General features: G+C 50.2%; 21 protein-coding genes. 14 read left to right on the top strand and 7 right to left on the bottom strand.

Features of this window, described 5'->3' with window-relative positions; all coding sequences use genetic code 11:
• The first annotated feature begins 95 nt into the window (after window positions 1-95).
• The 5 genes from SPM24T3_RS21450 to glyA all read left to right on the top strand — a co-directional run bounded on the left by SPM24T3_RS21450 (window position 96) and on the right by glyA (window position 5684).
• Window positions 96-1475 (top strand): sensor histidine kinase KdpD, encoded by a 1380-nt coding sequence (locus SPM24T3_RS21450; protein WP_050956197.1) that lies wholly within the window; start codon window positions 96-98, stop codon window positions 1473-1475.
• A 17-nt stretch (window positions 1476-1492) separates the two neighbouring features.
• A complete protein-coding gene (gene qseG / locus SPM24T3_RS21455; protein ID WP_009638931.1) occupies window positions 1493-2224 on the top strand; it encodes a two-component system QseEF-associated lipoprotein QseG in 732 nt (243 codons plus the stop codon).
• 29 nt (window positions 2225-2253) lie between these two features.
• The gene (glrR, locus tag SPM24T3_RS21460; RefSeq protein WP_009638932.1) at window positions 2254-3594 is read left to right on the top strand and encodes a two-component system response regulator GlrR; all 1341 of its coding nucleotides are present in this window, start codon (window positions 2254-2256) and stop codon (window positions 3592-3594) included.
• Between the two features lie 151 nt (window positions 3595-3745).
• Entirely contained in the window at window positions 3746-4084 is a 339-nt protein-coding gene (gene glnB / locus SPM24T3_RS21465; protein ID WP_009638933.1) for a nitrogen regulatory protein P-II, read from the top strand.
• A 346-nt stretch (window positions 4085-4430) separates the two neighbouring features.
• Window positions 4431-5684: a serine hydroxymethyltransferase gene (gene glyA, locus SPM24T3_RS21470; protein WP_009638934.1), complete on the top strand. Its 1254-nt coding sequence runs from the start codon at window positions 4431-4433 to the stop codon at window positions 5682-5684.
• 94 nt (window positions 5685-5778) lie between these two features.
• Here the strand turns inward: glyA and SPM24T3_RS21475 are convergent, their stop codons facing one another.
• Together SPM24T3_RS21475 and csiE are read right to left on the bottom strand one after the other, a co-directional pair.
• Window positions 5779-6861 (bottom strand): hypothetical protein, encoded by a 1083-nt coding sequence (locus tag SPM24T3_RS21475; protein ID WP_009638935.1) that lies wholly within the window; start codon window positions 6859-6861, stop codon window positions 5779-5781.
• An 88-nt stretch (window positions 6862-6949) separates the two neighbouring features.
• A complete protein-coding gene (gene csiE / locus SPM24T3_RS21480; RefSeq protein WP_009638936.1) occupies window positions 6950-8230 on the bottom strand; it encodes a stationary phase inducible protein CsiE in 1281 nt (426 codons plus the stop codon).
• A 275-nt stretch (window positions 8231-8505) separates the two neighbouring features.
• Between csiE and SPM24T3_RS21485 the strand changes: the two genes are divergently transcribed.
• The 3 genes from SPM24T3_RS21485 (at window position 8506) to SPM24T3_RS21495 (ending at window position 11532) form a co-directional block, all read left to right on the top strand.
• A complete protein-coding gene (locus tag SPM24T3_RS21485; protein WP_009638937.1) occupies window positions 8506-9108 on the top strand; it encodes a DUF1007 family protein in 603 nt (200 codons plus the stop codon).
• On the top strand, window positions 9099-10166 hold the full coding sequence (locus tag SPM24T3_RS21490) for a nickel/cobalt transporter (RefSeq protein ID WP_009638938.1): 1068 nt from the start codon (window positions 9099-9101) through the stop codon (window positions 10164-10166). Before SPM24T3_RS21485 ends, SPM24T3_RS21490 begins: the two co-directional genes overlap by 10 nt.
• A gap of 298 nt (window positions 10167-10464) precedes the next feature.
• On the top strand, window positions 10465-11532 hold the full coding sequence (locus SPM24T3_RS21495; RefSeq protein ID WP_037379423.1) for an acyltransferase: 1068 nt from the start codon (window positions 10465-10467) through the stop codon (window positions 11530-11532).
• Between the two features lie 67 nt (window positions 11533-11599).
• Here SPM24T3_RS21495 and suhB read toward each other — a convergent pair whose 3' ends face one another.
• Window positions 11600-12403, bottom strand: a complete 804-nt coding sequence (suhB, locus tag SPM24T3_RS21500) for an inositol-1-monophosphatase (protein WP_009638940.1) — start codon at window positions 12401-12403, stop codon at window positions 11600-11602.
• Window positions 12404-12575: 172 nt separating this feature from the next.
• Between suhB and trmJ the strand changes: the two genes are divergently transcribed.
• The 5 genes from trmJ to sseB all read left to right on the top strand — a co-directional run bounded on the left by trmJ (window position 12576) and on the right by sseB (window position 17697).
• Window positions 12576-13313: a tRNA (cytosine(32)/uridine(32)-2'-O)-methyltransferase TrmJ gene (gene trmJ, locus SPM24T3_RS21505; protein ID WP_009638941.1), complete on the top strand. Its 738-nt coding sequence runs from the start codon at window positions 12576-12578 to the stop codon at window positions 13311-13313.
• 202 nt (window positions 13314-13515) lie between these two features.
• Entirely contained in the window at window positions 13516-14010 is a 495-nt protein-coding gene (gene iscR / locus SPM24T3_RS21510) for a Fe-S cluster assembly transcriptional regulator IscR (RefSeq protein ID WP_009638942.1), read from the top strand.
• 302 nt (window positions 14011-14312) lie between these two features.
• Window positions 14313-15479: an IscS subfamily cysteine desulfurase gene (locus SPM24T3_RS21515; protein WP_009638943.1), complete on the top strand. Its 1167-nt coding sequence runs from the start codon at window positions 14313-14315 to the stop codon at window positions 15477-15479.
• 27 nt (window positions 15480-15506) lie between these two features.
• Entirely contained in the window at window positions 15507-16829 is a 1323-nt protein-coding gene (gene pepB, locus SPM24T3_RS21520; RefSeq protein ID WP_009638944.1) for an aminopeptidase PepB, read from the top strand.
• Window positions 16830-16848: 19 nt separating this feature from the next.
• On the top strand, window positions 16849-17697 hold the full coding sequence (gene sseB, locus SPM24T3_RS21525) for an enhanced serine sensitivity protein SseB (protein WP_009638945.1): 849 nt from the start codon (window positions 16849-16851) through the stop codon (window positions 17695-17697).
• 86 nt (window positions 17698-17783) lie between these two features.
• Here sseB and SPM24T3_RS21530 read toward each other — a convergent pair whose 3' ends face one another.
• The 4 genes from SPM24T3_RS21530 to SPM24T3_RS21545 are packed head-to-tail and all read right to left on the bottom strand — an operon-like array spanning window position 17784 to window position 21595.
• Complete coding sequence (locus SPM24T3_RS21530) at window positions 17784-18962, bottom strand: DSD1 family PLP-dependent enzyme (protein WP_009638946.1); 1179 nt, start codon at window positions 18960-18962, stop codon at window positions 17784-17786.
• Window positions 18963-18980: 18 nt separating this feature from the next.
• Complete coding sequence (locus SPM24T3_RS21535) at window positions 18981-19925, bottom strand: ornithine cyclodeaminase family protein (protein ID WP_009638947.1); 945 nt, start codon at window positions 19923-19925, stop codon at window positions 18981-18983.
• 4 nt (window positions 19926-19929) lie between these two features.
• On the bottom strand, window positions 19930-20910 hold the full coding sequence (locus SPM24T3_RS21540) for a threo-3-hydroxy-L-aspartate ammonia-lyase (RefSeq protein WP_009638949.1): 981 nt from the start codon (window positions 20908-20910) through the stop codon (window positions 19930-19932).
• Between the two features lie 46 nt (window positions 20911-20956).
• Entirely contained in the window at window positions 20957-21595 is a 639-nt protein-coding gene (locus SPM24T3_RS21545; protein ID WP_009638950.1) for a transcriptional regulator, read from the bottom strand.
• A 244-nt stretch (window positions 21596-21839) separates the two neighbouring features.
• On the opposite strand from SPM24T3_RS21545, the gene SPM24T3_RS21550 reads away from it, so the two are divergent.
• Window positions 21840-26855: an alpha-2-macroglobulin gene (locus tag SPM24T3_RS21550; protein ID WP_009638951.1), complete on the top strand. Its 5016-nt coding sequence runs from the start codon at window positions 21840-21842 to the stop codon at window positions 26853-26855.
• Window positions 26856-26868 lie beyond the last annotated feature (13 nt).

Here is a 26868-nt window from a genome sequence, read left to right on the forward strand (position 1 = left end):
TCCGGCTCGGTTAGCATCAACAGACTGATTGAGAGCGAGATGATTCCTTGAAAAAGCGGCGTATATTCCCAGGTTCTCTGCGTCAGCTAGTCCTGATGGCCTTTTTGCTGGTGCTGTTACCTCTACTGGTTTTGGCTTATCAGGCTTATGCCAGCCTAAAACACCTCAGCGAGCAGGCGGCAGAAATCAACCGCACAACCATTGTTGACGCCCGACGCAGCGAGTCGATGACCAGTATTGCGCTGGAAATGGAGCGCAGCTATCGCCAATACTGCGTGCTCGACGACCCAACGCTTTCAACTCTTTACCAAAGTCAGCTGCGTCAATATTCGCAGATGCTGGATGCCCACGCGCCAATATTGCCCGATCCGCGCTACAACCAAAATCTGCGCGACCTGTTGACTCAGCTCTCTTCATTTAAATGTGAAAATAATAGTCCGATCCCTGACGCCTCTCGCCAGCTCGAAGAGTTCTCGCGATCCAACGCCGAAATGGTTCAGGCGACGCGGGAAGTCATCTATTCCCGTGGCCAGAAGTTGCAGCATGCTATCGCCGCACGCGGCAAGTTCTTCGGCTGGCAGGCGCTGGTGTTATTCCTGCTCAGCGGTATGCTGGTGCTGCTGTTTACCCGCATGATTATCGGGCCGGTGAAGGGGGTTGAGAGAATGATTAATCTGCTCGGGGAAGGCCGCTCGCCGGGAAGTGTCGCCAGATTTCGCGGGCCGCGCGAGATCCGCGTGCTGGCAAAACGTATTCACTGGCTCAGTGAACGCCTGGCGTGGTTTGAATCTCAGCGTCACGAATTTCTCCGCCATATCTCGCACGAACTGAAAACTCCGCTGGCCAGCATGCGTGAAGGCACCGAGCTGCTGCGTGACGAAATTGCCGGTCCGTTAACCGCCGATCAGCAAGAGGTGGTGGCTATTCTCAATAGCAGTAGTCGCCATCTGCAAACCCTGATTGAGCAACTGCTGGATTATAATCGCCGACTGGCCGACATTGCGACCGACAAAGAACAGGTCGATCTGCCGGAAATTCTCCACCGCGTGGCGGCGGCACACAGCCTTACGGCACGCAGCAAGATGATCCATACCGAAATCACTACCGATGCCGCGCAATGTTGGGCCGAATCTATTCTATTGGTGCGGGTGTTGGATAATCTGTATTCCAATGCGGTGCACTATGGCGCCGAATCCGGTAACATTTGGCTGCATAGCTGGCAGGAGGGCGCACGCACCTACATTGATGTCGCCAACAGCGGCACGCCTATTCCTGTCGACGAACAAACCATGATTTTTGAGCCCTTCTTTCAGGGGAGCCAACTGCGCAAAGGTGCCGTCAAAGGCAGCGGGTTGGGGCTGAGTATCGCCAAAGACTGTATCAAGCGTATGGAGGGCGAGCTGAAACTGGTCGACGTCGACTACGCCGATGTCTGTTTCCGCATTGAATTACCCTCCAACGCCGGGAAAACTTAGCCGAGTATAATCACACCATGCAGACAAGATTAAAACTGCTGCTCACATCGGCGATTCTAACGCCCATGCTGCTGATGCTGAGTGGTTGTACGCATCATCATAGTAAAGAACTTTCCCAGCCGGTTGAGGATGTTATCCCGGACAGTAAAGTGATCGATTTTCGTGTGGCGCCCTGTGAAACGCTTTGGGCGCTGGATGATAATGCCACGGTCACCAATTCATTGTACTGGCTGAGGGCGATGGACTGCTCCGATCGCATGAGCACCGCGCAGGCAAATTATCAGGCGGCGCTAATTCCTGCCTCAGGATGGGCTAATATCTTTAAACAGAGCATTTTAGCCGCCGGGGCCGAGCCTGACCTGACTCAGCGCAGAGCGTTGCTCAATAGCGTCAATGATTACCGTGGCCAGATGCCCGGCGAGATCCGCCCGCTAGTGCAGATGTGGCGTGAGAGAGAGTCGTTGCAAATCGCCTTTGAAGATGAAAAAGCGCGTAACGCTCGCCAGCAATCCTCCAATGAAGCCAAAATAGAGGAGATGGCCAATCAGCAAACCGCTTTGCAGGCGAGTCTGGATGATACCCGGCGTAAGCTGGAAAATCTGACCGATATCGAGCGCCAGCTGTCATCACGCAAACAGCTGCAAAGCGAACTGCCTGACAACGACAGTAACGTCTCGGGGGCCGGGCGCGGCGTTTCTGGCTCTGACAAAGATACCTACGTACCGGCCAAAACGAGCCAGTCCAAATAAAATGAAAAGACACAAGCAACGGGAGAAACATGAGCGCACGGAGAAATGCCAGCCTGCTGCTGGTGGATGACGATCCCAGCCTGTTGAAGCTGCTGGGCATGCGCCTTTCCAGCGAGGGATTCCAGGTGACCACCGCGGCCAGCGGTGAAGAGGCATTGAAACTGCTGCGTCGTGAACGCATTGATTTGGTGCTGAGCGATTTGCGGATGGATGAGATGGACGGCATGGCGCTGTTTGCAGAAATTCAGAAGCATCAGCCTGGTATGCCCGTGATTATATTGACCGCTCACGGCTCTATTCCTGATGCAGTAGCCGCGACTCAGCAGGGCGTATTTGGATTCTTGACCAAGCCGGTTGACCGTGACGCGCTTTACAAAGCCATTGACGAAGCGCTGGCCCAGTCTGCTCCTGCCGGTGACGATAGCTGGCGTGAACAGATAGTGACGCGTAGCCCGATTATGCTGCGTTTGCTGGAGCAGGCCAAAATGGTTGCACAGTCGGACGTCAGCCTGCTGATTAACGGGCAAAGCGGCACCGGTAAGGAAGTGCTTGCTCAGGCTATCCATCGCACCAGTCCGCGCGGCAAGAAGGCGTTTATTGCCATTAACTGCGGCGCATTGCCGGAGCAATTGCTGGAGTCTGAACTGTTTGGTCATGCAAAAGGATCCTTTACCGGCGCGGTGAACAGCCGGGAAGGTTTGTTTCAGGCGGCCGATGGCGGCACACTATTTCTGGATGAAATCGGCGATATGCCTTTGTCATTGCAGGTAAAGTTGTTGCGCGTTTTGCAGGAACGCAAAGTGCGGCCGCTGGGGAGTAATCACGACATTGATGTCAATGTGCGGATTATTTCCGCGACTCACCGCGATTTACCCAAGGCGATGGAGAAGGGCGAGTTTCGCGAAGATCTGTATTATCGACTGAACGTGGTGAATCTCAAACTGCCCGCGCTGCACGAGCGAGCAGAGGATATCCCGCTGCTTGCCAGTCATTTGCTGCGTGAAGCGGCGATTCGCCATAAGCCGTTTGTGCGCAGTTTCTCGACCGATGCAATGAAACGCCTGATGGCTGCCAGCTGGCCCGGCAACGTGCGCCAGTTGGTCAATGTGATTGAACAGTGCGTGGCGCTCACGTCTGCGCCGGTAATCAGTGAAGCTCTGGTTGAACAGGCCCTGGAAGGTGAAAATACGGCACTACCGACCTTTGTCGAGGCAAGAAACACCTTTGAACTGCACTATTTACGCAAACTTTTGCAGATTACACGTGGCAATGTGACGCAGGCGGCGAGAATAGCCGGGCGCAACCGAACCGAGTTCTATAAGCTGCTTTCAAGGCATGAACTCGAGGCCAATGACTTTAAAGAGTCTTAAAAACGACTTCCTTGGCCCACGCAGATTTTAAGGGGCATGAGGATATGATACTTTATGCGCCTGCCGGTGCCCTTGGCACCTTAAAGCTAAAAATTAAATCTTGCCGCTGTGGATAAAAAACATCGGTAAATGAACGATAAAAGGGCCTGCCATGAAAAAAATTGACGCAATCATTAAACCTTTCAAGCTCGACGACGTCCGTGAAGCGCTGGCTGAAGTGGGCATCACCGGGATGACCGTAACTGAAGTCAAAGGCTTTGGTCGCCAGAAAGGTCATACCGAACTGTATCGCGGTGCCGAGTACATGGTGGATTTTCTGCCAAAAGTGAAAATCGAGATCGTGGTTGCTGACGATATCGTTGACACCTGCGTTGAAACTATCATGACTACCGCGCAAACCGGCAAAATCGGCGACGGAAAGATCTTCGTCTTTGACGTGGCTCGCGTTGTGCGTATCCGTACCGGTGAAGAGGACGAAGAGGCTATCTAAGCACTCTTTGCGGGCTGGACCTTCCGGCCCGCACCTAATCCCTGCATCATCCCTCGTCTAATCCCTGCCGTTAATTTGCCTTAAAATTCCTTTTGTCGTTGCTCTGTAACGCGTTACCTTCAGTTGCGGGACAGCTCACAAAGCTGAAAGATTTGCATGCAAGAATGAAGAAAAGTCGCTTGAAACGGCTTTGCCTATAACAGATCAAAGCCTTGCCCCACGGGAAGCCAATCGTTTGCTTAAAAACCTGTGCCTGAGACTATGCCAATGGGGTGGAAACAGTTTACACTGTGCGCCAGAACCCATCAGGGGCGTTTATTTAAGTTTGTCGAGTCAGGAGATGCAGATGTTAAAGCGTGAAATGAACATTGCCGATTATGATGCCGAGCTGTGGCATGCAATGGAGCAGGAAGTCGTACGTCAGGAAGAGCATATCGAGCTGATTGCGTCAGAAAACTACACTAGCCCGCGCGTGATGCAGGCTCAGGGTTCTCAACTGACTAACAAATATGCCGAAGGCTATCCGGGCAAGCGTTACTACGGCGGCTGCGAATACGTTGACATAGTTGAGCAACTGGCGATTGACCGTGCAAAAGAGCTGTTCGGTGCAGATTACGCAAACGTTCAACCCCATTCTGGCTCACAGGCTAACTTCGCGGTTTACACTGCTTTGCTGCAACCGGGCGATACCATTCTGGGTATGAACCTGGCGCACGGCGGCCACCTGACTCATGGTTCTCCGGTTAACCTGTCTGGCAAACTTTATAATGTCGTTCCTTACGGTATCGACGAAACTGGCAAAATCGATTACGAAGATTTGGCTCGTCAGGCTGAGAAACACAAGCCAAAAATGATCATCGGTGGCTTCTCCGCCTTCTCCGGTATTGTTGACTGGGCAAAAATGCGTGAAATCGCAGACAGTATCGGTGCATGGTTCTTCGTGGACATGGCTCACGTTGCTGGCCTGGTAGCCGCGGGCGTTTATCCTAACCCGGTTCCACACGCTCACATTGTTACCAGCACTACGCACAAAACCCTGGCGGGTCCACGCGGTGGCCTGATCCTGGCTAAAGGCGGCGACGAAGATCTGTATAAAAAACTGAATTCTGCCGTGTTCCCTGGCGGTCAGGGCGGTCCATTGATGCACGTGATTGCCGGTAAAGCGATTGCATTTAAAGAAGCAATGGAACCTGAGTTCAAAGTTTATCAACACCAGGTTGCTAAAAACGCTAAAGCCATGGTTGAAGTGGTACTTGAGCGCGGTTACAACGTGGTTTCTGGCGGAACTCACAATCACCTGTTCCTGATGGATCTGGTTGATAAAGGTCTGACCGGTAAAGAAGCTGACGCTGCACTGGGTCGTGCCAACATCACTGTTAACAAAAACAGCGTACCAAACGATCCGAAAAGCCCGTTCGTGACTTCTGGTATCCGTATCGGTACTCCGGCAGTGACCCGTCGCGGCTTCAAAGAAGCTGACGTGCGTGAGCTGGCTGGCTGGATCTGCGACGTGCTTGATAATATCAACGACGAAGCAACTATTGAACGCGTTAAGCAAAAAGTTCTGGATATTTGCGCACGTCATCCGGTATATGCATAAGGTAGACGCTTGGTAGCGGTTTTTATCCGCCACCAGGAAGAACTAAAGCCATGTCTGTGGACATGGCTTTTTTTTGCTTCAATATTGATAGCTATTATTCACGCTTTGCAACCTCAGAGTTGATAAAAGACAGGAAGCCGGTGTTAATTCCGTTATTTTGATTGGCAATCTGATTTTTTATTTCATCGTTTAAATCCATATACCGAGAATACATGGAATTAAAATCGGAACGATCTCTTCTATCGTCTTTGTGCATGTCATTAAACAGATCAATCAGTCGAGAGACAAAAGCATCATTGTTTTTACCTCCATAAACATCAATTGGCAGAAGTTCTAGCATTGACCTCGCCGCTGAATAAACAATCGCTTTATCAAGTTTATTGGGGTTTAGATCTAGGATTATTTCTGGTGCAAATCTATAATTTAAAAACTCCTGTTGCATAAAATTTTTTTCGTATTTATAAAGATCGTGTGTAATGGAAAAGGACGCACGAAAAGGGTCATATCGAGTTATCAGGCAGTTTAAAAGGTATCCTTTTAACGAAAGCCTGACTTCACCGTTTTGTGGATTGTATTCCAGAAGGTTAGGATTTATATATTTAAAACTTTCAAAAGGCTCAGCGTACAAATGCCTTTCATCATTTCCTTTTTTTAATAAATTGAGCATCCCTTTTGCGATATCCCAGCTCTGTTCAAGAGTTGACTGACGGGTGAGCCTAACCGGGATGAAATCATTGATTTTAGAATCAATTTTAATGATCTCCGGGAAATCTACTTTGCTTAGAGCCTCACAGAAATCAGCGTTTTCATTATGGGAGTGTAATCGAGTTTGGGGATTAAAATTGGGTATTAAACGATCATAACTGATTTTATTAAAAGATGAAGAGCCATTGGCGGCAGTATATTTCTCTACACAACCCTCGATATACTGCCTGTGTTCTGCTGTTAAGGTGATTGGTAGCGTTAATCTGGACTGTACATTGATCTGATTATCCAAATTTCCCCAATGGGTATTAGGTGTGGCCAATGGAGGTTGCAGACTTTTGGGAAGTAAGGTGCTGTTAGAAGTGTTGGTCAGAGGTAGATGAGACGATGAAGACTGTTGAACAGGATCTTGTCGTGTTATCCCCGTTTGAGTATTTGTATATTGTGTCGATGAGCTTTTTCCAAGCGGCATTTAATTTATTCCTCCATGAGTAAAAAAACACTCTATGGAAAAATTAATGAATAGTTATTAATCCAGATCATGGATTTGTAGGATGGGGTTAGCTGGCTTCCAGTAATGAGCGAATTCTTTTTCTTTCGTCTTTGGTTAGCGGCAGCTGAGTGTAAATCACTAGCGGATCGGCATCGGTGGTCAAGGTCGCGTAGGGTGTAACAATCATTGCCACGCCGCTGGGCGCACCGTGTCGGTGAAACTCTTCCAGAGTCTGATATTTAATATTCAACGGCATCAGAGTGGCTTCACGAATGTGGTGTTCTACGGCTTCCTCCAGTTTTGGGTCGGTATCCGTTAACAGTAAAATCTGTTTTTCCTGCAAGGCATTACCCTGCATCAGCCAGGCACCAAAAATTACCGCCACCAACCCCACTTCTTCCGGTGAGAATTCGATATCGTAGGCTTGCTTGAAGTCATGTAGCGCGTCGTGCGTTGTTCGCATCAGCCTCGGGTACATGCGATTGACTTCATCTTGCATCTGGCTATCAACCGCGATGGCAAAACGGCAGCGCTCTATGGCCGGCCCTAGATGGGCAAAAAGCTGGCTGATCAGCCCTTCATAGCTGCTAAAAGTCATGCCTGATACGTCCTGAAAATTGGCAACCAACTCTTCAATCTGCTTCATCAGCTTTTCATCTTCCGGCGTACCGGAGCTTTCATAGCTGTAGTTTTTTATCAGTGTGAGCAGCAGAGCAATAAAGTCCCTTTCACAGTCGGCAATGTTGCTGGCACAAAGCGTTTGTAGTTTGTTGACGATCAATTCTGCCGCCGCGAACTCCGGTTTTTCATGCAGCCATTGGCGCTGACCGTCGCTAAATGCGATCTGGGTCGGGCTGATATCCTGCCACAGGCAAAACTGCAGATACAGATTCAGGAATTGCTCATCTCGAGGGCTGAACTCACGACTGAGCAGCTGTGAGATACGCTCAAGCAGCAGAGGAAACTGGCCATGATAGTGCGGGTTATCAAAATTGGCAGTGTTGCTTAGAGCCTGAGTTAAATTTGGCGAGAAGTACTGACGGATAAAGTCAGGGCTGGTGCGTATCGCTCTGCGCAGGCCGTTAATCAAACATATTCTTTGATCGAGCAAATCGCCCTGTAGCCGATAAATCTGTTTCTCGGTCACGACAATTTCCAGCCGATGGAGGCGCTGAATTTCAGTGGAGAGCTGCGCAAGGTCTTTTTGCGTTGTCGCCAGGTCTACACCATTGATTTGACCAACCTTCTCCAGTTGTATCGCCGCGAACGGCGCATACAGCATCAACAATAGATTGCAGCGACGTTGTTGAGCGGAGAGCTCAGGCACAGGGGAGGTGTCCAGGCTCATATTACCTTCTGTATTCGCTTTATTTAAAATTCTTCATTAGCATAGCAAATCATTGGCGATTCAATGTGCTACTGGTCGCGGTTTTACACCGCCTTACAACCCAGATCACAGTTATTTTTTACTTAGCTTCTTAATTGATTTGTTTTAAGATGTTACTTTATAACAATTAAAACATTTAACTTGATTTGGACCCTCTTTTGAAAATTTCACCATTGCGCTTCAGGCAAAAATTTACGCCGCGTCAAAAACTTTGCCAATTAGCGGGTGTGATTATGATGATGGCTTGTGCGTTTCCAACTTTGGCTCACCCACACAGTTTTATTGATATGCAGACCACTTTAGTGACCAGAGATAAAAGCCTGATTGGTCTCAAAATGGTATGGACGATGGATGAAATCACCTCCGCCGACTTGCTCTATGATGCAGGTAAAGCAGCCCCTGATTCCATCGTGTGGAAAAAGCTGGCGGCCGAGGTTATGGCGCGAGTGATGGCACAGCACTATTTCACCGACGTATATCGCGATGGCAAACCGGTGAGATACATGCGCCTACCCAGTGAGTACCAACTATCACGTAACGGCGCCAAAGCTGTGCTGGAGTTTGTGATCCCGCTCGCCGAGCCTGCTCCGTTGGCGGGAAAGCCGTTGGTCATCTCGACTTATGATCCCAGCTATTTTGTTGATATGACGTATAAAGACGATCACGCTTTGCATCTATCTGCCGAAACTCGGCCCAGCTGCAAGTTGTCTCTTTTTACTCCGGCGCCGAATGCCTCCTTACAAGCTTATGCTCTGTCGCTGGATAAGGCCGACGCACCGCCTGAAACCATGGATCTTGGTCAGCAATTTGCCCAGAAGGTGACCCTGCAATGTCAATAAAAGAGCTGCCCCTGCTATCGACCAAGACTCCAAAGGGTCAAAATTCCAGCTCGAAAGGGGTAAAACTTTGGCCGCTGGCGCTGTTTGTAGCCTTGCTGGTATTCGCCTGTGCAGCGCTGTGGCATTTTTGGCCGCGCATTCTATTGAGCAGTATTATTTGGCAACGTGGCCTGCATCAACACCTTGCCGCCATTCTCCAGCAAGTAAGCGCTCACCCAGCGCAAGCGGGACTTAGCCTTACCTTACTAAGCCTGATTTATGGAGTTGTTCACGCTGTAGGGCCGGGCCATGGGAAAGTGGTGATCACTACTTATCTGGCCACTCATCCGTCTCGGCTTAAAAACAGTTTGCGGCTAACTTTTGCCTCTGCAGTGGTGCAAGGGCTGGTGGCTATTTTGCTGGTTACACTGGTGCTGGGCGTGTTTCAACTTTCATCTCGTCAGCTCCATCAGAGCAGTTTTTGGCTGGAGAAAGGCAGTTATGTCTTGGTGATGCTATTGGGAACAATCCTTTGCTGGCGAGCGATTCGACGAAGCTTCACCCTGCTGAAAGCTGCATGGCGTGAGAATAAATCACAATCCCGGCCGATGAAGATCCAAACTATTCGCCTGGCCGACGATCATCAGCATGATGCCAACTGTGGTTGCGGGCATCAGCACGTTCCAAGCGATAGCCAGCTTCAATCAGGTAATGATTGGCGCACACAGATAGCGGTGGTGCTGGCGATGGGGCTTAGACCCTGCTCGGGCGCTATTATGGTTTTGCTGTTTTCCAAAGTCATCGGGGTTTACTGGTGGGGCGTATTGTCAGCGCTGGTAATGGCACTAGGCACCTCATTGACGGTGTCACTGGTAGGCTTTTTAGTATTTTATAGCCGAGAGTTAGCGGTGAAACTCAGCGTTAATCAAGCTCCCTCACTCGCAACCCGATTAAGCTGGTCGTTATTCTCACTTCTGGGTGGGCTAATTCTGATATTTGCAGGGATTTTACTCTACCAGGCCAGCGATTCGGTTTTTGGCGGTGGAATAGGGCCATTCGGTCATTCGTCATCGCTATGATTTAATTAATAAAGAGCCAAAAGATAATATTTGGTTCTTTATTTTTCACGTCTTTGTCCCCTAAGATATTCATCTTGCTTCTCACGCAATATCTAGCCTATATTCAGCTCAGGAATACCTTTTACTCATAATAATGCCCACCGATTTATTAAATTCAAATCTTGTGCACCGCAGCTGTGCTGAAGTCAGGGATGATCTATTTTAATGGTATTTTAAAAAGTCGCCTAGTTCATTAGCCCACCTTAATAGTTAAGGTTGTATTACCTTTGAAACCAAAATAGCGTGAGAGGTAATGAAATTGAAAACAAACGAGAATATACAATATCTCCGTGGAGTAGCGGCGTTAAGCGTTGTTTTCGCACATATCTCTTCAAGCTTTGCTGCATATAGAAACGTGGGTGGTTTAGGAAGTGTAGTCCTGCATAATATGGAGTTAGTTGGACAGGTTGGTGTTGGCGTGTTTTTTGTTATTAGCGGTTATATTATGTCGATGACCACCAATGACAAGGCAGGCGGTACCGCACACAGCAGGGCGTTTATCGTCAAGCGGGCAGTCAGAATTTATCCACTCTATTTTTTTTGGACTACGGTGTGTGTGGTTTTGTGGGAACTGCGAATGTTCAACAGCGCGCAGCATTATTCCCTTGGCAAGATGATAACTTCCTATCTGTTGATCCCTTATATTTCATTTAATGGCGATGTTATCGATCCTATCCTTCGGCAGGGTTGGACACTAATGTATGAGATTTTCTTTTATATTTCCTTTGCAGTGCTTATTTTTTGCGGGCAACATCGGAAAAGCGGTATTTATATCCTGACGATATTATTTATCACATTGGGAATGTCGTCTGAATTAATGACTTCTGAAAATGCCAAGTCATTTTTTTCATTTCAAATATCTTATCTTTTTATTGTCGGCATGTTCATTTTTCATCATCAAGAAAAAATTCTTGGCTTGATAAGTTCTAAAATGGCTAGAGGAGGACTTTTAACACTTTTCGTGATATTAATGCTTGTTATCATATTTAAATACAGCGAGTTAGGTGACGATGCAGTATATCTTCCCTATTTGAATGCTATTGTTTTGTTTCTTTATCTGTTTACGGCTAAAAAAGTATCAGGCCCAGTGCTTGAAATCGGTAACTCCTCTTATTCACTCTATTTAACCCACACATTTTTTACCACCGCCTATGCCATGCTGATCATTCGCAGCGGATTGAGTAATTTAACCTTGGGTCTGATAGGCATTGTGGTGTTCCTGGCGGCCGTTGTGTTTGGAGAGATAACCTACCGATTGATTGAAAAAAGGCTCATCTTCAAAACTGCGGCCGTGGCCCATATTCCGTCAAACTTAAAAAAATCCTGAAACAATGACGGGGTTATACAGGCAAAAAAAAGGACGCCGAGGCGTCCTAAAATTTCGCTGCTAACGATTAACGCTTAAGCGCATCGTGCAGCTCATCACGCATTGCATTAAGGATACCCTTAACAACGCGTGGGTTACCGGCAACAATGTTACCAGAAGAATAATGATTGTGGCCGCCAACGAAATCAGTCACTACGCCGCCTGATTCACGAACCAGCAGCTCGCCACCGGCGAAGTCCCAAGGCTTCAGGCCGATTTCGAAGAAACCGTCAACGCGGCCGGCAGCAACGTAAGCCAGATCCAGCGCGGCTGAACCGCTACGGCGGAAGTCTGCACATTCGGTGAACAGTTTGCCAACCACTTTCATATAGCTGGTTGCATGCTGTTTCAGTTTGAATGGGAAACCGGTAGCAAGAATGGTGCCGTCGAGGTCTTTAGCCGAGGTGCCGCGCAGACGATAGCCGTTCAGCTGTGCGCCCTGACCGCGGGTAGCAGTGAACAGTTCGTTACGCATTGGGTCATAAACTACAGCCACTTCGGTGCGGCCTTTGATGCGCACAGCGATAGAAACTGCGAAATGAGGGAAACGTTTTACAAAGTTGGTAGTGCCATCCAGCGGGTCGATAATCCATTGTATGTCATTTTCTTCGCCAGCCAATTCACCGCACTCTTCGCCGATGATGGTGTGTTTTGGATACGACTTGCGAATAACCTCGATGATCATGCTTTCTGCATCGCGATCTACGTTAGTGACAAAGTCGTTAGTGCCTTTCTGAGTTGCTTCTACAGAGTCTGGCATTTCGTAATGTTTGGCAATCAGGTTACCGGCCTTGCGCGCAGCGCGCACGGCGATGGTGAGCATCGGATGCATGGATATCTTCCAACTAGGATGTTAAAGAACGGGAAACGGCGCGCAGTATAGCAATAGTTATGCTAAACGCCAACGAATTTGCACCCTTTGTCTTTTAAACCGCCTGCTAAACCATGACGCCGCGCCGGATTGTGATAAACTGTTGCGATTTTCCGCAACGCTCAGAGTTTGTATGCTACACAATATTCGCATTGTCCTGGTTGAAACCTCCCACACCGGGAATATGGGCTCCACCGCCCGCGCTATGAAAACCATGGGGTTGTCTAACCTTTATTTGGTCAACCCGCTCGTAAAACCTGATTCACAGGCAATCTCGATGTCCGCAGGGGCCAGCGACGTAATTGGCAATGCCACTATCGTCGAAACCCTGGATCAGGCTCTCGAAGGTTGCAGCCTGGTCATCGGTACCAGCGCACGTTCGCGCACCTTGCCATGGCCTATGCTGGAACCTCGCGAATGCGGCGAGCTCAGCGCTAAAACTTCAGTCAATTCTCCCGTTGCGCTGGTGTTTGGCCGTGAACGTGTAGGGTTGACCAATGAAGAGCTGCAAAAGTGCAACTATCACGTTTGCATTCCCGCCAACCCGGAATACAGCTCGCTGAATCTGGCGATGGCAGTACAGCTTATTGCCTACGAAGTTCGCGTCGCCTGGTTAAGCCAATTGGAAGCTGAAAAGCCTCAGATTGAATACGAAGAGACACCTTATCCGCTGGTTGAAGACCTTGAACGCTTCTATGTTCACCTTGAACAAGTCCTGCTAAAAGTAGGGTTTATTCGCAAGGCGCACCCAGGTCAGGTGATGAGCAGACTGCGTCGTTTATTCACCCGCGCGCGTCCAGAATCTCAAGAGCTAGCCATCCTGCGTGGCATTTTAAGCGCCGTAGATAAGCAAAATATCGATAAGGAATAAGCTTTATTATTCTGTAATATAGTTATTTATCAAAGTGTTACATGCTGGTTTTTTATGGAAAAATTAACCATGGAAACTACGTATGTAATACTTGAGTAAATTACTAGGTTAAATAGTTGACTAAATTAGTCGGGAATGTCAGACTCATTTTCATGTTGTCCCCCCTATGAATTTTTGACTTCTACTAACAGGTAAACATGTTATGAGACTGACATCTAAAGGTCGTTATGCTGTTACAGCTATGTTGGACGTAGCACTGCATTCCCAGGAAGGCCCAGTGCCTTTAGCTGACATCTCTGAACGTCAGGGCATCTCTCTGTCTTATCTGGAGCAGCTGTTCTCCCGTCTGCGTAAACATGAACTGGTTGCCAGCGTTCGTGGTCCGGGCGGCGGTTATCTGTTAGGTCGTGAAGCCACCGAAATTTCCGTGGGTGCGGTGATTACTGCCGTTGACGAATCTATCGATGCGACCCGTTGCCAGGGTAAAGAAGGCTGCCAGGGTGGCGAACGCTGCCTGACCCATACCTTATGGCGTGATCTGAGCGAGCGCATTAGCGGCTTCTTGAATGACATTACTATCGGCGAACTGGTTAATAACCAAGACGTGCTGGAAGTTGCCGATCGCCAGAATAACGATCTTCGTCGTATGCCGAATGGTCGTCCGCAAGAAACGATTAATGTGAATCTGCGCGCCTAATAATGAGTTACGCATTTTCTTAGACGCCAAACATTTTGCTCTGCAATTTGGGCGTAATAAAAACCGGGTTGGATAAGCGCAACGACAATGTGTCATTGCAGACTTGTCGCCCGGTTTTTGTTTTATGAACTTTCTCATTAGAAGGCCGCCTTAATAAGCATATTCTGCTTTCCGACCCGCGTTTGGCATGATTTCCCTTTTACCCAGCAGTAAAGCCGTTTTAAACTAACCCGACAATGAACTCGCCTCGATAATAAATAGTCACGTTCGTTTGCGGACGCGCAGTACGGAGCATTTTTGCCATGAAATTACCGATTTATCTGGATTATTCGGCCACTACGCCGGTTGACCCACGCGTAGCCGAAAAGATGATGCAGTGTTTAACGCTGGACGGTACTTTCGGTAACCCGGCCTCCCGTTCCCATCGCTACGGCTGGCAGGCTGAAGAGGCGGTGGATGTAGCGCGAAATAATATTGCCGAGCTTATCAACGCTGATCCGCGCGAAATAGTTTTCACCTCTGGCGCAACCGAATCGGACAATTTGGCAATCAAGGGTGCCGCGCTGGCCAATCAGCATAAAGGCCGCCACATCATTACTCTCACCACCGAACATAAAGCGGTGCTGGACACCTGCGAGCAGCTCGAGCGTGAAGGTTTCGACGTCACCTATCTCAATCCACAGGCCAATGGGCTGCTGAGTCTGCAACAGCTGGAACAGACGTTGCGCGATGACACAATTTTAGTGTCAGTGATGCACGTCAACAATGAAATTGGCGTGATTCAAGATATCGCCGCCATCGGTGAAATGTGCCGTAGCCGCGAGATCCTGTTCCACGTCGATGCGACGCAAAGCGTAGGTAAGATCCCGGTCGATCTCGGCGAGCTTAAGGTCGATTTGATGTCGTTTTCTGCGCACAAAATTTATGGCCCGAAGGGCATCGGCGCACTGTTTGTCAGCCGAAAACCCAAGGTTCGGATTGAAGCCCAGATCCACGGTGGTGGACACGAGCGCGGTATGCGCTCCGGCACTTTGCCGGTTCACCAGATTGTTGGCATGGGCGAAGCCTATCGCATTGCCAGGCTTGAGATGACTGAAGAAGCCGTTCGTCTGGCGACATTGCGCGATCGACTTTGGGCTGGTGTTCGCCAGAACAAAGACGTCTTCCTTAATGGAGCAGAAGGTCACACCGCTCCCAATATTCTCAACGTCAGCTTTGCCAACGTTGACGGCGAATCGCTGATCATGACCCTTAAAGATCTTGCGGTATCGTCTGGTTCTGCCTGTACCTCTGCCAGCCTTGAGCCTTCTTACGTATTAAAGGCTCTGGGGCTTAACGATGAGCTGGCGCACAGTTCCATTCGTTTTTCGGTAGGGCGTTTTACTACTGAAGAAGAGATCGATTACAGTATTTCGCTGATCGGTAAATCAATAAGCCGTCTGCGCGAATTTTCGAACGCTAATCATTGAAGATTAAGAATAATCAGGAGTGTTGTAATGACGACCGAAGCTACGACTAATGATGTAATGCCCGTCCTGCTGTCTTCACAACCGGCCGACGCACGTTGGGGTGAAAAAGCCCTGCTGAGCACGGATTCCAACGGCATCACTATTCATTTTTCTGCTGAAGACACACTGTCTTCTATTTCACGTGCGGCGCGTCGTATCGACGGTCAGGGCGTAAAAAAAGTTAAACTGGCAGGTGAAGGCTGGGATCTTGAAAACAGCTGGGCGTTCTGGCAAGGCTTCCGTGGCCCGAAAGGCACTCGCAGCGTTGATTGGGCAGAGCTGTCCACTGCCGATACTAAAACCCTGCAACAGCGTCTGAAGATTATTGACTGGGTTCGCGATATCATCAACAAACCGGCTGAAGATCTTAGCCCGGAAAAACTGGCTCGCAGCGCCGTAGATCTGCTGTGTGAGTTTGGTGACTCCATCAGCTATCGTATCCGCAAGGGCGAAGAGCTGCGCGAGAAAGAGTACAACGGCCTTTACACCGTGGGTCGCGGCTCTGACCGTCCACCGGTTCTGCTGTCTCTGGATTACAACCCGACCGGTAACCCGGACGCGCCAGTGTTTGCCTGTCTGGTAGGCAAAGGTATTACTTTTGATACCGGCGGTTATAGCTTAAAGCCAAGTGCGTCAATGGATTCAATGAAAGCCGACATGGGTGGCGCCGCCACGCTGACAGGTGCGCTGGCACTGGCAGCAGCGGGTGGTTTGGACAAACGTGTCAAACTTTACCTGTGCTGTGCCGACAACATGGTTAGCGGTAATGCGCTGAAGCTGGGCGACATCATTCATTATCGCAACGGTAAAACCGTTGAAGTGATGAACACTGACGCCGAAGGCCGTCTGGTTCTGGCCGATGGCCTAATCGACGCTGCAAAACATAATCCAGCTATCCTGATTGATGCCGCAACGCTGACCGGTGCTGCGAAAACTGCGCTGGGCAACGATTATCACGCGCTGTTCAGCTTTGATGATGCGCTGGCCGCGGAGCTTCTTGAAAGTGCTGCTGCTGAACATGAACCGTTCTGGCGTCTGCCGCTGGCCGAGTTCCATCGCAAACAGTTGCCGTCAAACTTTGCCGAATTGAACAATATCGGTGGCCCTGCCTATGGCGCGGGTGCCAGCACTGCCGCGGCTTTCCTGTCGCACTTCGTTGAAAACTATAAGAAAGGCTGGTTGCACATCGACTGTTCCGCTACCTATCGCAAAAGCGCCGCCGACCAATGGTCTGCGGGCGCTACCGGTGTTGGCGTGCGTACGGTTGCCAATTTGCTGTTAGCAAAAGCCAACACTGGCAAAACCCAATAAGCCGAGGGATTGAGACAAGATGAGCGTCCCGCACGATATTCCTGCCGCAACTGCTACGGATGAAAACGAGCTTGAGTGTTTGCTCAGGCTTTCTGTGACTCAGGCAGCCTATCGCCCGGCCTTTTATCAGCTATTGCTTGATTCAACGGTGTGGGTGTTAGGCGATGCAGGCCAGCAGGACGGCGACCTGGCGTCTGAAATTAACGCGGGCAGCGAGCTAAACTTGCTGCATTGGGAAAAGCAGGATGGCAGCTCGATCATTCCTTTCTTTTCTTCTGTTGAAGTGCTTGAGCGCGCGGCGGCAGGTGAAAGTGAAGACGAACAGTCTTTTGTCGCCTTACCGGCAAAGATCTTGTTTGAGATGACTCAGGGCGAGGAGCTGTTTCTCAATCCAAAATCGGAGTACGGCAAAGAGCTTTACCCGAGTGAGATAACCATGCTGCTCAATACTGGCGGGTTGGCGGTGCCGACCGAGCTGGTTTTAGACGCCGAAAGCCAGCTGTTAATCGGTCAGCCGGAGGAATATCCGTCGGCAATGGTCGATGCGTTGACCACCCTGTTTAGCCAGAAAAAACCGGTTCGCCGGGCATTTTTGGCGCTGATCCACGATAAAACTGTCGATCCAGAACCCAATCTGCTGATTGGGATCGAGGCTGATGGATCCGAGGCTGAAGTTGACGCCTTGATCCGCGAGGCCGGAAATGTAGCTAGCGAAACGTCACCTGACGATAAGCCGGTTGATTTCTGCGTGGTGAATGAGAAGGAGAGGGGGCTGAGCCATTATCTGGTTAGCCATACTCAGCCTTTCTATCAGCGTAAATGGGGCAGTTGGTTACGCAATATTATTCCTTCATCGGGCAAAGCCTGAGTGAGTTTGGCGTCGGAATAATCGCCAGTACATTTCACTGAATAAAGTTAAGGCCGCAGATTGCGGCCTTTTTACTGGCTGAAGATTTACCATCCGTGGATTATTGGCCACAGCGCGTCAATCTTTTCACTGCTATCTCTGACGACCGCAAATTCCCCGTGTTGGCTCACTGTCGCACAGGCGTGATTGGGTAAAATTCTCACCCGACTGCCGTAGGGTAACTCTGGAAGCGATTGTTGGCTGCCAGGTCGCAAAGACAGAATCCCGTGTTCCTGATTCACCCCGGTCATAATTAAATCTCCCAGCGGCTTACCGGACATATCGCAGACGATGCCATAGCCTTGATCGACATCCTGCGATGCCGTGCCTCGGTCGCGAGACATTGCCATCCAGCCAGCATCCACCATGATCCAACCTTTTTGGCGCTGATGACCAATCACCGTAGCAACTACTGACAGGGCAATGTCTGAGGTCTGACACACGCCCGCACCGGTCATGACTAGATCAAACAGGGTATAAACTCCCGCACGAACTTCAGTGACACCGGTTAAATTCTGACTGAAATGGGCGGTTGGCGTCGAGCCTACGCTGACCACCGGGCTCGGTAAACCCGCTTCGCGCAGTGCTTCGGCACAGGCCACGGCGGCAGAACGTTCTCTTTCCGCCATGGCCTGATGCTCCTGCAAACTCTTGCAGTGATAAGACTCACCGGCATGAGTGATAATGCCACGCAGTTCCGCCCCCTGGTTATGCAGTATTTTACCTATCTCGATAAGTAGAGCATCACCCGGCACCACGCCGCTGCGATGGCCGTCGCTGTCAATTTCAATCAGCGCTGGAATTTTGACCTCGGACTGTCGGGAATAGTCTGCTACGACCTGCGCCTGCTCAATGCTGTCTAAAATCACGCTGATATCCGTGCCTGCTTTTAGCAAAGCGACGACGCGAGCCAGCTTTTGCGGTGCAATACCCACGGCGTAAATCAGATTTTTGCAGCCTGTCGCTGAAAAGACTTCAGCTTCTTTTAACGTAGAAACTGTCGCCGGGCCATTACCGCCAGTGAGGATAAGCCTGGCTGCCTCAACTGATTTAACCGTTTTGAGATGCGGCCGCAAAGGGATGCCAAAACTGTCGGTGTGTTTGCGCAGTCGAGCAACATTACGTTCAAGCTGGTCGCGGTTTAGCAGCAGGAAAGGCGTTTCTCTGTCGTGAATGCTCTCCCCGTGAAATGGGGCAGTATCTTGAATATTGAGTTTGTCAGTCATATCGGTAGCCTGGAAAAATTAAAAAGAATCCAACGCGTTAACAATCGCGGCGGCAATAAAGAGGTCTTGCAGCGCGATGCCCGAGCTGTCAAAAACAGTGATTTCATCTCGATTGCTGCGACCCGGCGTTTTACCAAGGATCACGTCACCCATGGCATTAACCGGGGTATCTTTAGCGGCAAACTGCGTGGCCAGATGTTGAAACTCGCCAATCGTTCGCGACTGTTCCGGCAGGTCGGCAAAAAGCCGTGCCTGATTAAATAGTTCTGCGGGCAGCTCTTGCTTACCCTGCGCATCTGACCCCATGCTTGCAACGTGCGTGCCGGGTTTCACCCATTCAGCCTGAAATAAAGGAGAGCGTGATCCGGTGGCGGTGACAATAATATCAGCGGCTTTACAGGCCGTTTCCGCATCACTGAGTCTCGCATCAATGCCTTTATTCAGCAGATGCTGGCGTAAACTTTCGGCTCTGGTCTGGTCCCGATTGACGATATAAACGTGGGCAATCGGCAGAATTTCAAGCAGCGCGTCGACCTCATAAAATGCCTGATGCCCGGCCCCAAAGATTGCCAGCCGTGTAGCATCGGGTCTGGCTAGATATTTTGCCGCTACCGCATCGGCAGCGGCGGTGCGGTAGGCGTTAACCTTGCCACCCTCGAGTACGGTTTCTAGTTCGCCGGTTTCATCGTTGAGCAACATGATGTACGAGTTATGATTCGGCAGACCTTTGGCGCTGTTGTTTGGCCAATAAGTGCCTATTTTTAAACCGGTTAAAGGAGTTGTCACAGACTGCGTTGCTGACTTGACGGTAAAACGCGAGCTGGTCTCTGACCCGTGGCCGATCAGTACGGGAAACAGCGTGCTTTGTGGTGAAGCGACGGCAATAAACGCAGCTTCAACTGCCTCGAAAGCCAACGGGTGAGAGACCACGGTTAAACACTCTGCTGCTGAAATAAATCGCATCATGTTAATCCTTCTGGCTGGCGAAATTGGCCAGCAAGCGGCTGTAATTGTCTAAATCAACGTTCCCACCGCTGATAATGATACCGATTCGTTTACCGCGCAGCGAATCGGCATTGGCACGAACTGCCGCCAGCCCCAAGCAACCCGTTGGTTCCACAATCAGCTTCATACGAGAAGCGAAAAAGGCCATGCTTTCAACCAGCTGTTCGTCCGTGGCGGTATAAATATCGCTGACATCGCGTTGAATAATAAAGAAGTTTATCTGGCCGAGAGAAGGCGTTTGCGCGCCGTCGGCTATAGTTTTCGGAGTGCTTATTTTAACGATGGAACCCGAGCGGAAAGACTGTTGCCCGTCATTACCGGCTTGCGGTTCAACACCATAAATCTTGCAGGCGGGTGACAGGGCGCGAGTAGCGAGGGCACAGCCAGCCAGCAGACCGCCACCGCCTAACGGAACAAACATGGCATCAAGCTCGCCGACTTCTTCGATAAGCTCTTTTGCCGCAGTGCCTTGCCCGACAATCACCGGGGCGTAGTCGTACGCTGGGACAATCGTATAGCCGAATTTGTCGGCAAGTTCTCGAGTAATGTCTTCTCGACTCTGATTATAGCGATCATATTCAACCACTTTTGCGCCGTAGCCTTCGGTAGCCGCACGTTTGGCTTTTGGCGCATCCAGTGGCATGACAATGGTCGCTGGAATGCCGAGCAAGGAGGCGGCCAGCGCAATGCCTTGTGCGTGGTTACCAGAGGAAAAGGCGATCACACCTCTTTTACGCTGTGATTCGTCGAGCAGGGACAGGGCATTAAACGCGCCACGGAATTTGAAGGCTCCCATACGCTGCAAGTTTTCACACTTGAAAAAAACTTCAGCGCCCAGCTCTCGATTAAGAATACTTGACTGCATCACCGGCGTTTTATGGGCATAGCCTTCGATTCTTCCGGCGGCAGCGACAACATCATCATAAGTAGGCAGTGTGATCATTGTTCCCTCTTTGCTTGCTGTTTAACGACATTGAATGCCAGATATTTTAAGGTTTTACATCGTTGTAAAGCGTGGCCCGTGACACTCCAATATGTTCGGCAATAATGCTCATCGCCTTGCGAATCTCAAGATAGCCGCCGTCTTTCAGTTCATTTAATAGTTGGCGGCGTTCTGAGGCTTTTAGCGCTTGAGGGATCCGGGAGCGGCTGGTGGCAAATTTATCGATTTGCTCACGGATTGCTACAGCATTGGCCGGGTCCAGCGTCTCTCTGATTTCCACATTACCGGTCTGGCAAAACTGCGCCAGCATGCTTTGCATTTGGCTGAAAAGGTTGAGATCAATATTCAGACACAGCGCTGCAACATAACGCCCTTGTGCATCTTTAATGCCAACTGAGGTACTTTTTGCTCGTCTTCCATCGGCAAAGCGGTTGGCGTAATTAGCTATGACCTGTGGGTATTCAGGATCGGCAATCCGTGCCAGGCCCAGCTCAGTGGCTGGCGCGCCGACTTCACGACCCGAGAGATTATTATGGATCGACAAAATAGCGTGCTTAGGGTCAAGCAAGTCGTGGACCACCACCTCACAAAAAGGGGCAAATGTCTCACCAATCCCCTGAGCGATTTGATCCAGCTGACTTAGCAGCGCCTGATTGGCGTGATGTTCGGAAGTCTGTTTTTTCATAATTGACAATTTATCTATAATTTTACAAATCGTCAATTTGTTTGTTTTATACACCGCGAGTCTCGAGCAGAGGTTTGCGAGCTGTCTCGCAACGTGATGGCAAAAAATGTCTTCTGATGTATCTTTGCGTCTCGCGGTAACGCAATTTTTCAAAATATGTGGTTGTATTTCATTGTTGTCTGGCGCATGTTTAGCCGCGTTTGGGCAGCGTGAAGAATTGATCGATCATCAGGGAGATAGCGCAATGGGCAAGTCTTTAGTTTCAGGATTAGGCAGGGCAGTGAAACGTTGGCAGGTTTTAGCTGTCGGGTTAGCTCTGTTAAGTTTAAGTGCCTGTGATGATCCTAAACCTAAAGATCCACCGCCGCCGCCTTCAGAACAGATTGCCGAAAAAGTATCTGCCCAGAAAATCGCTTCTCCTTTGGCACAGAAGCTTGATAGCAATCAACGTGAGGCGCTGGCAAAAAAGAGTGCCGGACAGCCGCTTGCACTGCTTGATGCCTCCGAACTTCAGCTTGACGGCGCGAGTGCGCTGGTATTGACCTTTTCCGTTCCTCTCGATCCTGAACAGAATTTTGCATCGTTGGTGCATTTGGTCGATACCAAAAGTGGAAATCCAGACGGAGCCTGGGAGCTATCAGATAATCTCACGGAGCTAAGATTCCGCCATCTACTACCCAACAGGAAACTGGTAGTCACTGTCGACGCAAACCTCAAAGCGCTTAACGGAGCAGGGTTGGGGGCCGAGCAGCAGAAGACTCTCGAGACTCGAAATATTGAACCTAGCGTAGGTTTTGCCAGTAAAGGCTCGCTGCTGCCAACTCGATGGGCCGAGGGTTTGCCTGTCATCGCGCTCAACGTGGATAATGTTGACGTTAATTTTTTCCGAATTAAAAGTGAATCGCTTCCAGAGTTTCTTGCCGATTGGCAATCACGCAGCGCGCTGTCTTCCTGGGAGTCCGAGACCCTGTTAAAGCGTGCCGATCTGGTTTATACTGGGCGTTTTGCACTTAATCCTCAGCTTAATACCCGCGAGCATCTGTTATTACCTCTGGCAGGAATTGAAACGCTAAAGCAGCCGGGAGTCTATCTTGCGGTAATGCAACAGGCCGGGCGCTATAGCTACACTAATCCGGCGACCCTTTTTACGCTTAGCGATATCGGCGTGTCATTACATAGTTATAGTCAACAGATTGACGTTTACACTCAAGGCCTTGAAGCCGGTATGCCGCTCGCCGATATCAATCTGCAACTAGTAGACGGGAAAGGGCACACGCTGTCGCAGGGCAAGACTGACAGTCAGGGCCACGCCAAATTTGCCAAAGATTCAAAGGCGGTGTTATTGCTTGCCCAGCATGACGGCGAAACTAGCCTGATTAATCTCAACCAATCGGCACTAGATCTGGCTGAGTTTGATATTGCCGGTCCGCAAGGCTATAGCAAAACGCTGTTTGCCTTTGGGCCGAGAGATTTATATCGGCCAGGTGAAACCTTGCTTTTAAATGCTCTGCTGCGCGATGCCGACGGAAAACCAGTTTCTACACAGCCGATCAAAACTCAGCTGATTAAACCCGACGGTCAGGTTGCGCATACCTTTATGTGGCAGCCACAAAACGGTTTATATCAATATCAATACCCTATCCCACAAGATGGGCCGACCGGTGAATGGAAAGTCAGTTTTAATCTTGGCGATAACCAGCTGCGTTATTATCCATTCAAGGTCGAGGATTTTCTTCCAGAACGTTTGGCGTTGGATCTCGGCAGCAGTAAGCAACCGCTGGCGATAGATGCCGAGGTCAAGTTTGATGTGACCGGGCGTTATCTCTATGGTGCACCGGCGGCGGGAAATCGCCTTCAAGGGCAGGTTTATTTACGGCCGTTGCGAGAGGCAGTTTCTGCCTTGCCTGATTACGAGTTTGGCGTAGTTAATGAAGAAAACCTTTCCAGAACGCTGAGCGATATTGACCAGACATTAGACGCCGAAGGTAAGGGCGAGGTTAGCATTGAGAATAGCTGGAACAGCGTGCATTCACCGCTGACGGTGATTCTTCAGGCGAGCCTGCTGGAGTCGGGCGGTCGACCGGTAACCCGTCGGGTCGATCAGGCGATATGGCCAGCCGAGGTGCTGCCAGGAATCCGCCCGCTATTTAACAAGCAGGATATTTACGATTACCGTACCGATAAAACAGTGTCGCAGGCGATAGTCAATGAAAACACTCAGGCTGATTTTGACATTGTTTCTGCCAATGCCGAAGGGCAGAAGCTGGCGGCGAAGGGGCTTGAGGTTCGGTTGGTCCGCGAGCGTCGCGACTATTATTGGCAGTGGTCAGAGAGTGACGGCTGGCAATCTTTATACGACAAAAAGGATTTGGTGCTGGCTCGTCAGCAGATAGATATTGCCGCCGATGGCTCGACCAAAGTCAGCTTCCCGGTCGAATGGGGTGCGTATCGTATCGAGGTTGAAGATCCGCAAACTCATCAGGTCAGCAGCCTGCGTTTCTGGGCCGGTTACAGTTGGCAGGACAATACCGATGGCACCGATGCTGTGCGTCCCGATCAGGTCAAATTAAAACTTGATAAACCGGCTTATCAACCGGGCGAGAGGGCAAAAATACACATTCAGGCTCCCGCGGCGGGTAAGGGCTATCTGCTGGTGGAGTCAAGCGACGGACCGCTTTGGTGGCAGGAAATAAACGTACCTGAGGCCGGTATTGATGTCGACGTACCTATCAACAGCGAATGGCGGCGTCACGACCTTTATTTCAGCGCGCTGGTATTGCGTCCTGGCGATAAGAAGCAGCAGTCTACGCCCAAACGCGCCGTCGGATTATTGCATCTGCCGCTGGTTACTGAAGGCCGTAAGCTAAACCTGCAACTCCAGGCTCCGGCCAAGATTCGCCCTAACCAGCTGCTAACCGTGAAAGTTAAAGCCACGGTGGAAGGTAAAGCTGTGCCTCATCATATCAATCTGCTGCTCTCGGCGGTGGATGCCGGGGTGTTGTCGATAACTCGTTTTAAAACTCCCGATCCTTACGATGCATTTCTGGGTCGTAAACGTTATAGCGTTGATCAGTATGACGTTTATGGCTATTTGATTGAAGGCAAAGGCCGTATGGCGAGCCTGAGTTTCGGCGGTGATGGAGATGAAGACCCGTTATCAAGAGGGGGGCAGAAGCCGGTGACCGAAGTGACAATCGTGGCACAGCAGGCCATGCCGGTAACGCTTGATGATAATGGCGAAGGCGAGGTGCAAATTCCTATCCCTGACTTTAACGGCGAACTGCGTTTAATGGCTCAGGGTTGGAGTGATGAAGATTTTGGCAGCGCCGAGTCTAAAGTTGTGGTGGCCGCGCCGGTAATTGCCGATCTTGCAACTCCGCGCTTTATGGCCGATAACGATACCGCAGCATTGGCTCTGGATGTTACCAATCTTTCAGGCGCAGAGCAGACGCTTAGCCTCAGTGTGGCAACCAGCGGGTTAATAAGCCTGAATGGATCAATTTCTGATCAACGCGTTGTGCTGGCGCAGGGGCAGCGTAAAACGATTTCAATTCCCGTCAAGGCATTGGCTGGGTTTGGCAAAGGTCAGGTTAGCCTGACCGTTAGTGGTATGAATCTGCCCAATGAAAAACTACCTGATTATCATCGTAGCTGGGCTATTGGCGTTCGACCTGCCTTCCCGGCGCTGACCCGTAATTTTGCCACCGTGCTGCATCTAGGGGAAACCTGGCAACTGCCGCCTGATGCCAATGCGCAACTGGAGCAAGATACGTTACAGGGGCGCTTGTTACTCAGCAGCAAACCGCCGCTGAATCTGGCTCGCTATATCAGCGAACTGCTGGCTTATCCTTATGGATGTCTTGAGCAAACTACCAGCGGTCTTTACCCTTCGCTGTACACCAGCCGTGCTCAATTAGCAGCCATGGGTATTAAAACCTCAACCGATGATATTCGCCGTCATAATATCGATATTGGTATCGACAGGCTGTTCGGCATGCAGAAAGACAGCGGGGGCTTTGGCCTTTGGAGCAAAGATAGCCCGGAAGAGTTTTGGCTGACCGCCTACGCTACCGACTTCTTGGTACGCGCCTCACAGCAAGGGTACAGCGTTTCTAACGACGGATTAGACAAAGCAAATAAACGTTTGCAGCGTTATTTGCAGGACCCAAATCAGATTGATGTGCGCTACAGCTCGCAGCCGGACAGCACGCGTTTTGCCGTTCAGGCCTACGCTGGGTTAGTTCTTGCCGGGCAGCAACAGGCACCGCTTGGTGCACTGCGCCAGCTTTATGAAAAACGCAGCGCGGCGCAGTCCGGTTTGCCACTGGTGCAACTGGGTATCGCCCTGAAGATGATGGGTGACATGCCGCGCGCCGAAACTGCCCTAGCAGAGGGCGTTGCTAAAGTTCGACCAGAGAAAAATTACTGGCTGGAAGATTATGGCAGCCCGCTGAGAGATAACGCGCTAATACTGTCCTTGCTCACTGAAAATAATTTGCTGCCGGAAGTGCGCGATCGTTTGCTGCTTTCTCTTTCAGCAAGCCTGAACGGCCAGCGCTGGTTGTCGACACAGGAAAGTAACGCACTGTTTATGGCCGGTCGTGGCCTGATTAACAGTGCCGAAGCACCGTGGCAGGTCAATCTCGGCGGTGACTCGCAAGCGATTGCTGGTACCGTGGCGGTCACCCGAGGTTTTGATGCGATTCATCTCAAACAACCAGTGATTCTGAAAAATAGCGGAGACGCGGCGGTTTATACCCGTTTTGATGTTACTGGTTATCCTTTGCAGGCACCGACCGAGAGCAGCAGCGTCCTGCACATTAAACGAAATTATCTGGGCATGGACGGACAACCGCTTTCTTTGGCATCGCTAAAAAGCGGCGATTTAGTGGTAGTCCATCTTGACGTCTGGGCTGACTCCCACGTACCGGATGCGCTGGTGGTCGATCTTCTGCCCGCAGGTCTGGAGCTTGAAAATCAGAATCTGGCTGACAGCAGTGCAAGTCTTGGAGACTCGGCCAGCAAACTCACTGAGTTGATGACTGACATGCAACAGGCCGATATTAAACATCAGGAATACCGTGACGATCGCTATGTCGCCGCCATTGATGTTGACGGATATCGACACGTTGCACTGCTTTACCTGGCCCGTGCGGTGACTCCGGGAAGCTATGCCGTGCCTGCGCCACAGGTAGAATCTATGTATGTGCCAGCCTGGCGCGCGACAGGACAGACATCGGAAAAAATGAATGTTCGCTAATCCGAGGGGATAA

Origin of the sequence: Serratia sp. M24T3, from assembly GCF_000257645.1 — a bacterium.
Lineage (GTDB): Bacteria > Pseudomonadota > Gammaproteobacteria > Enterobacterales > Enterobacteriaceae > Rouxiella.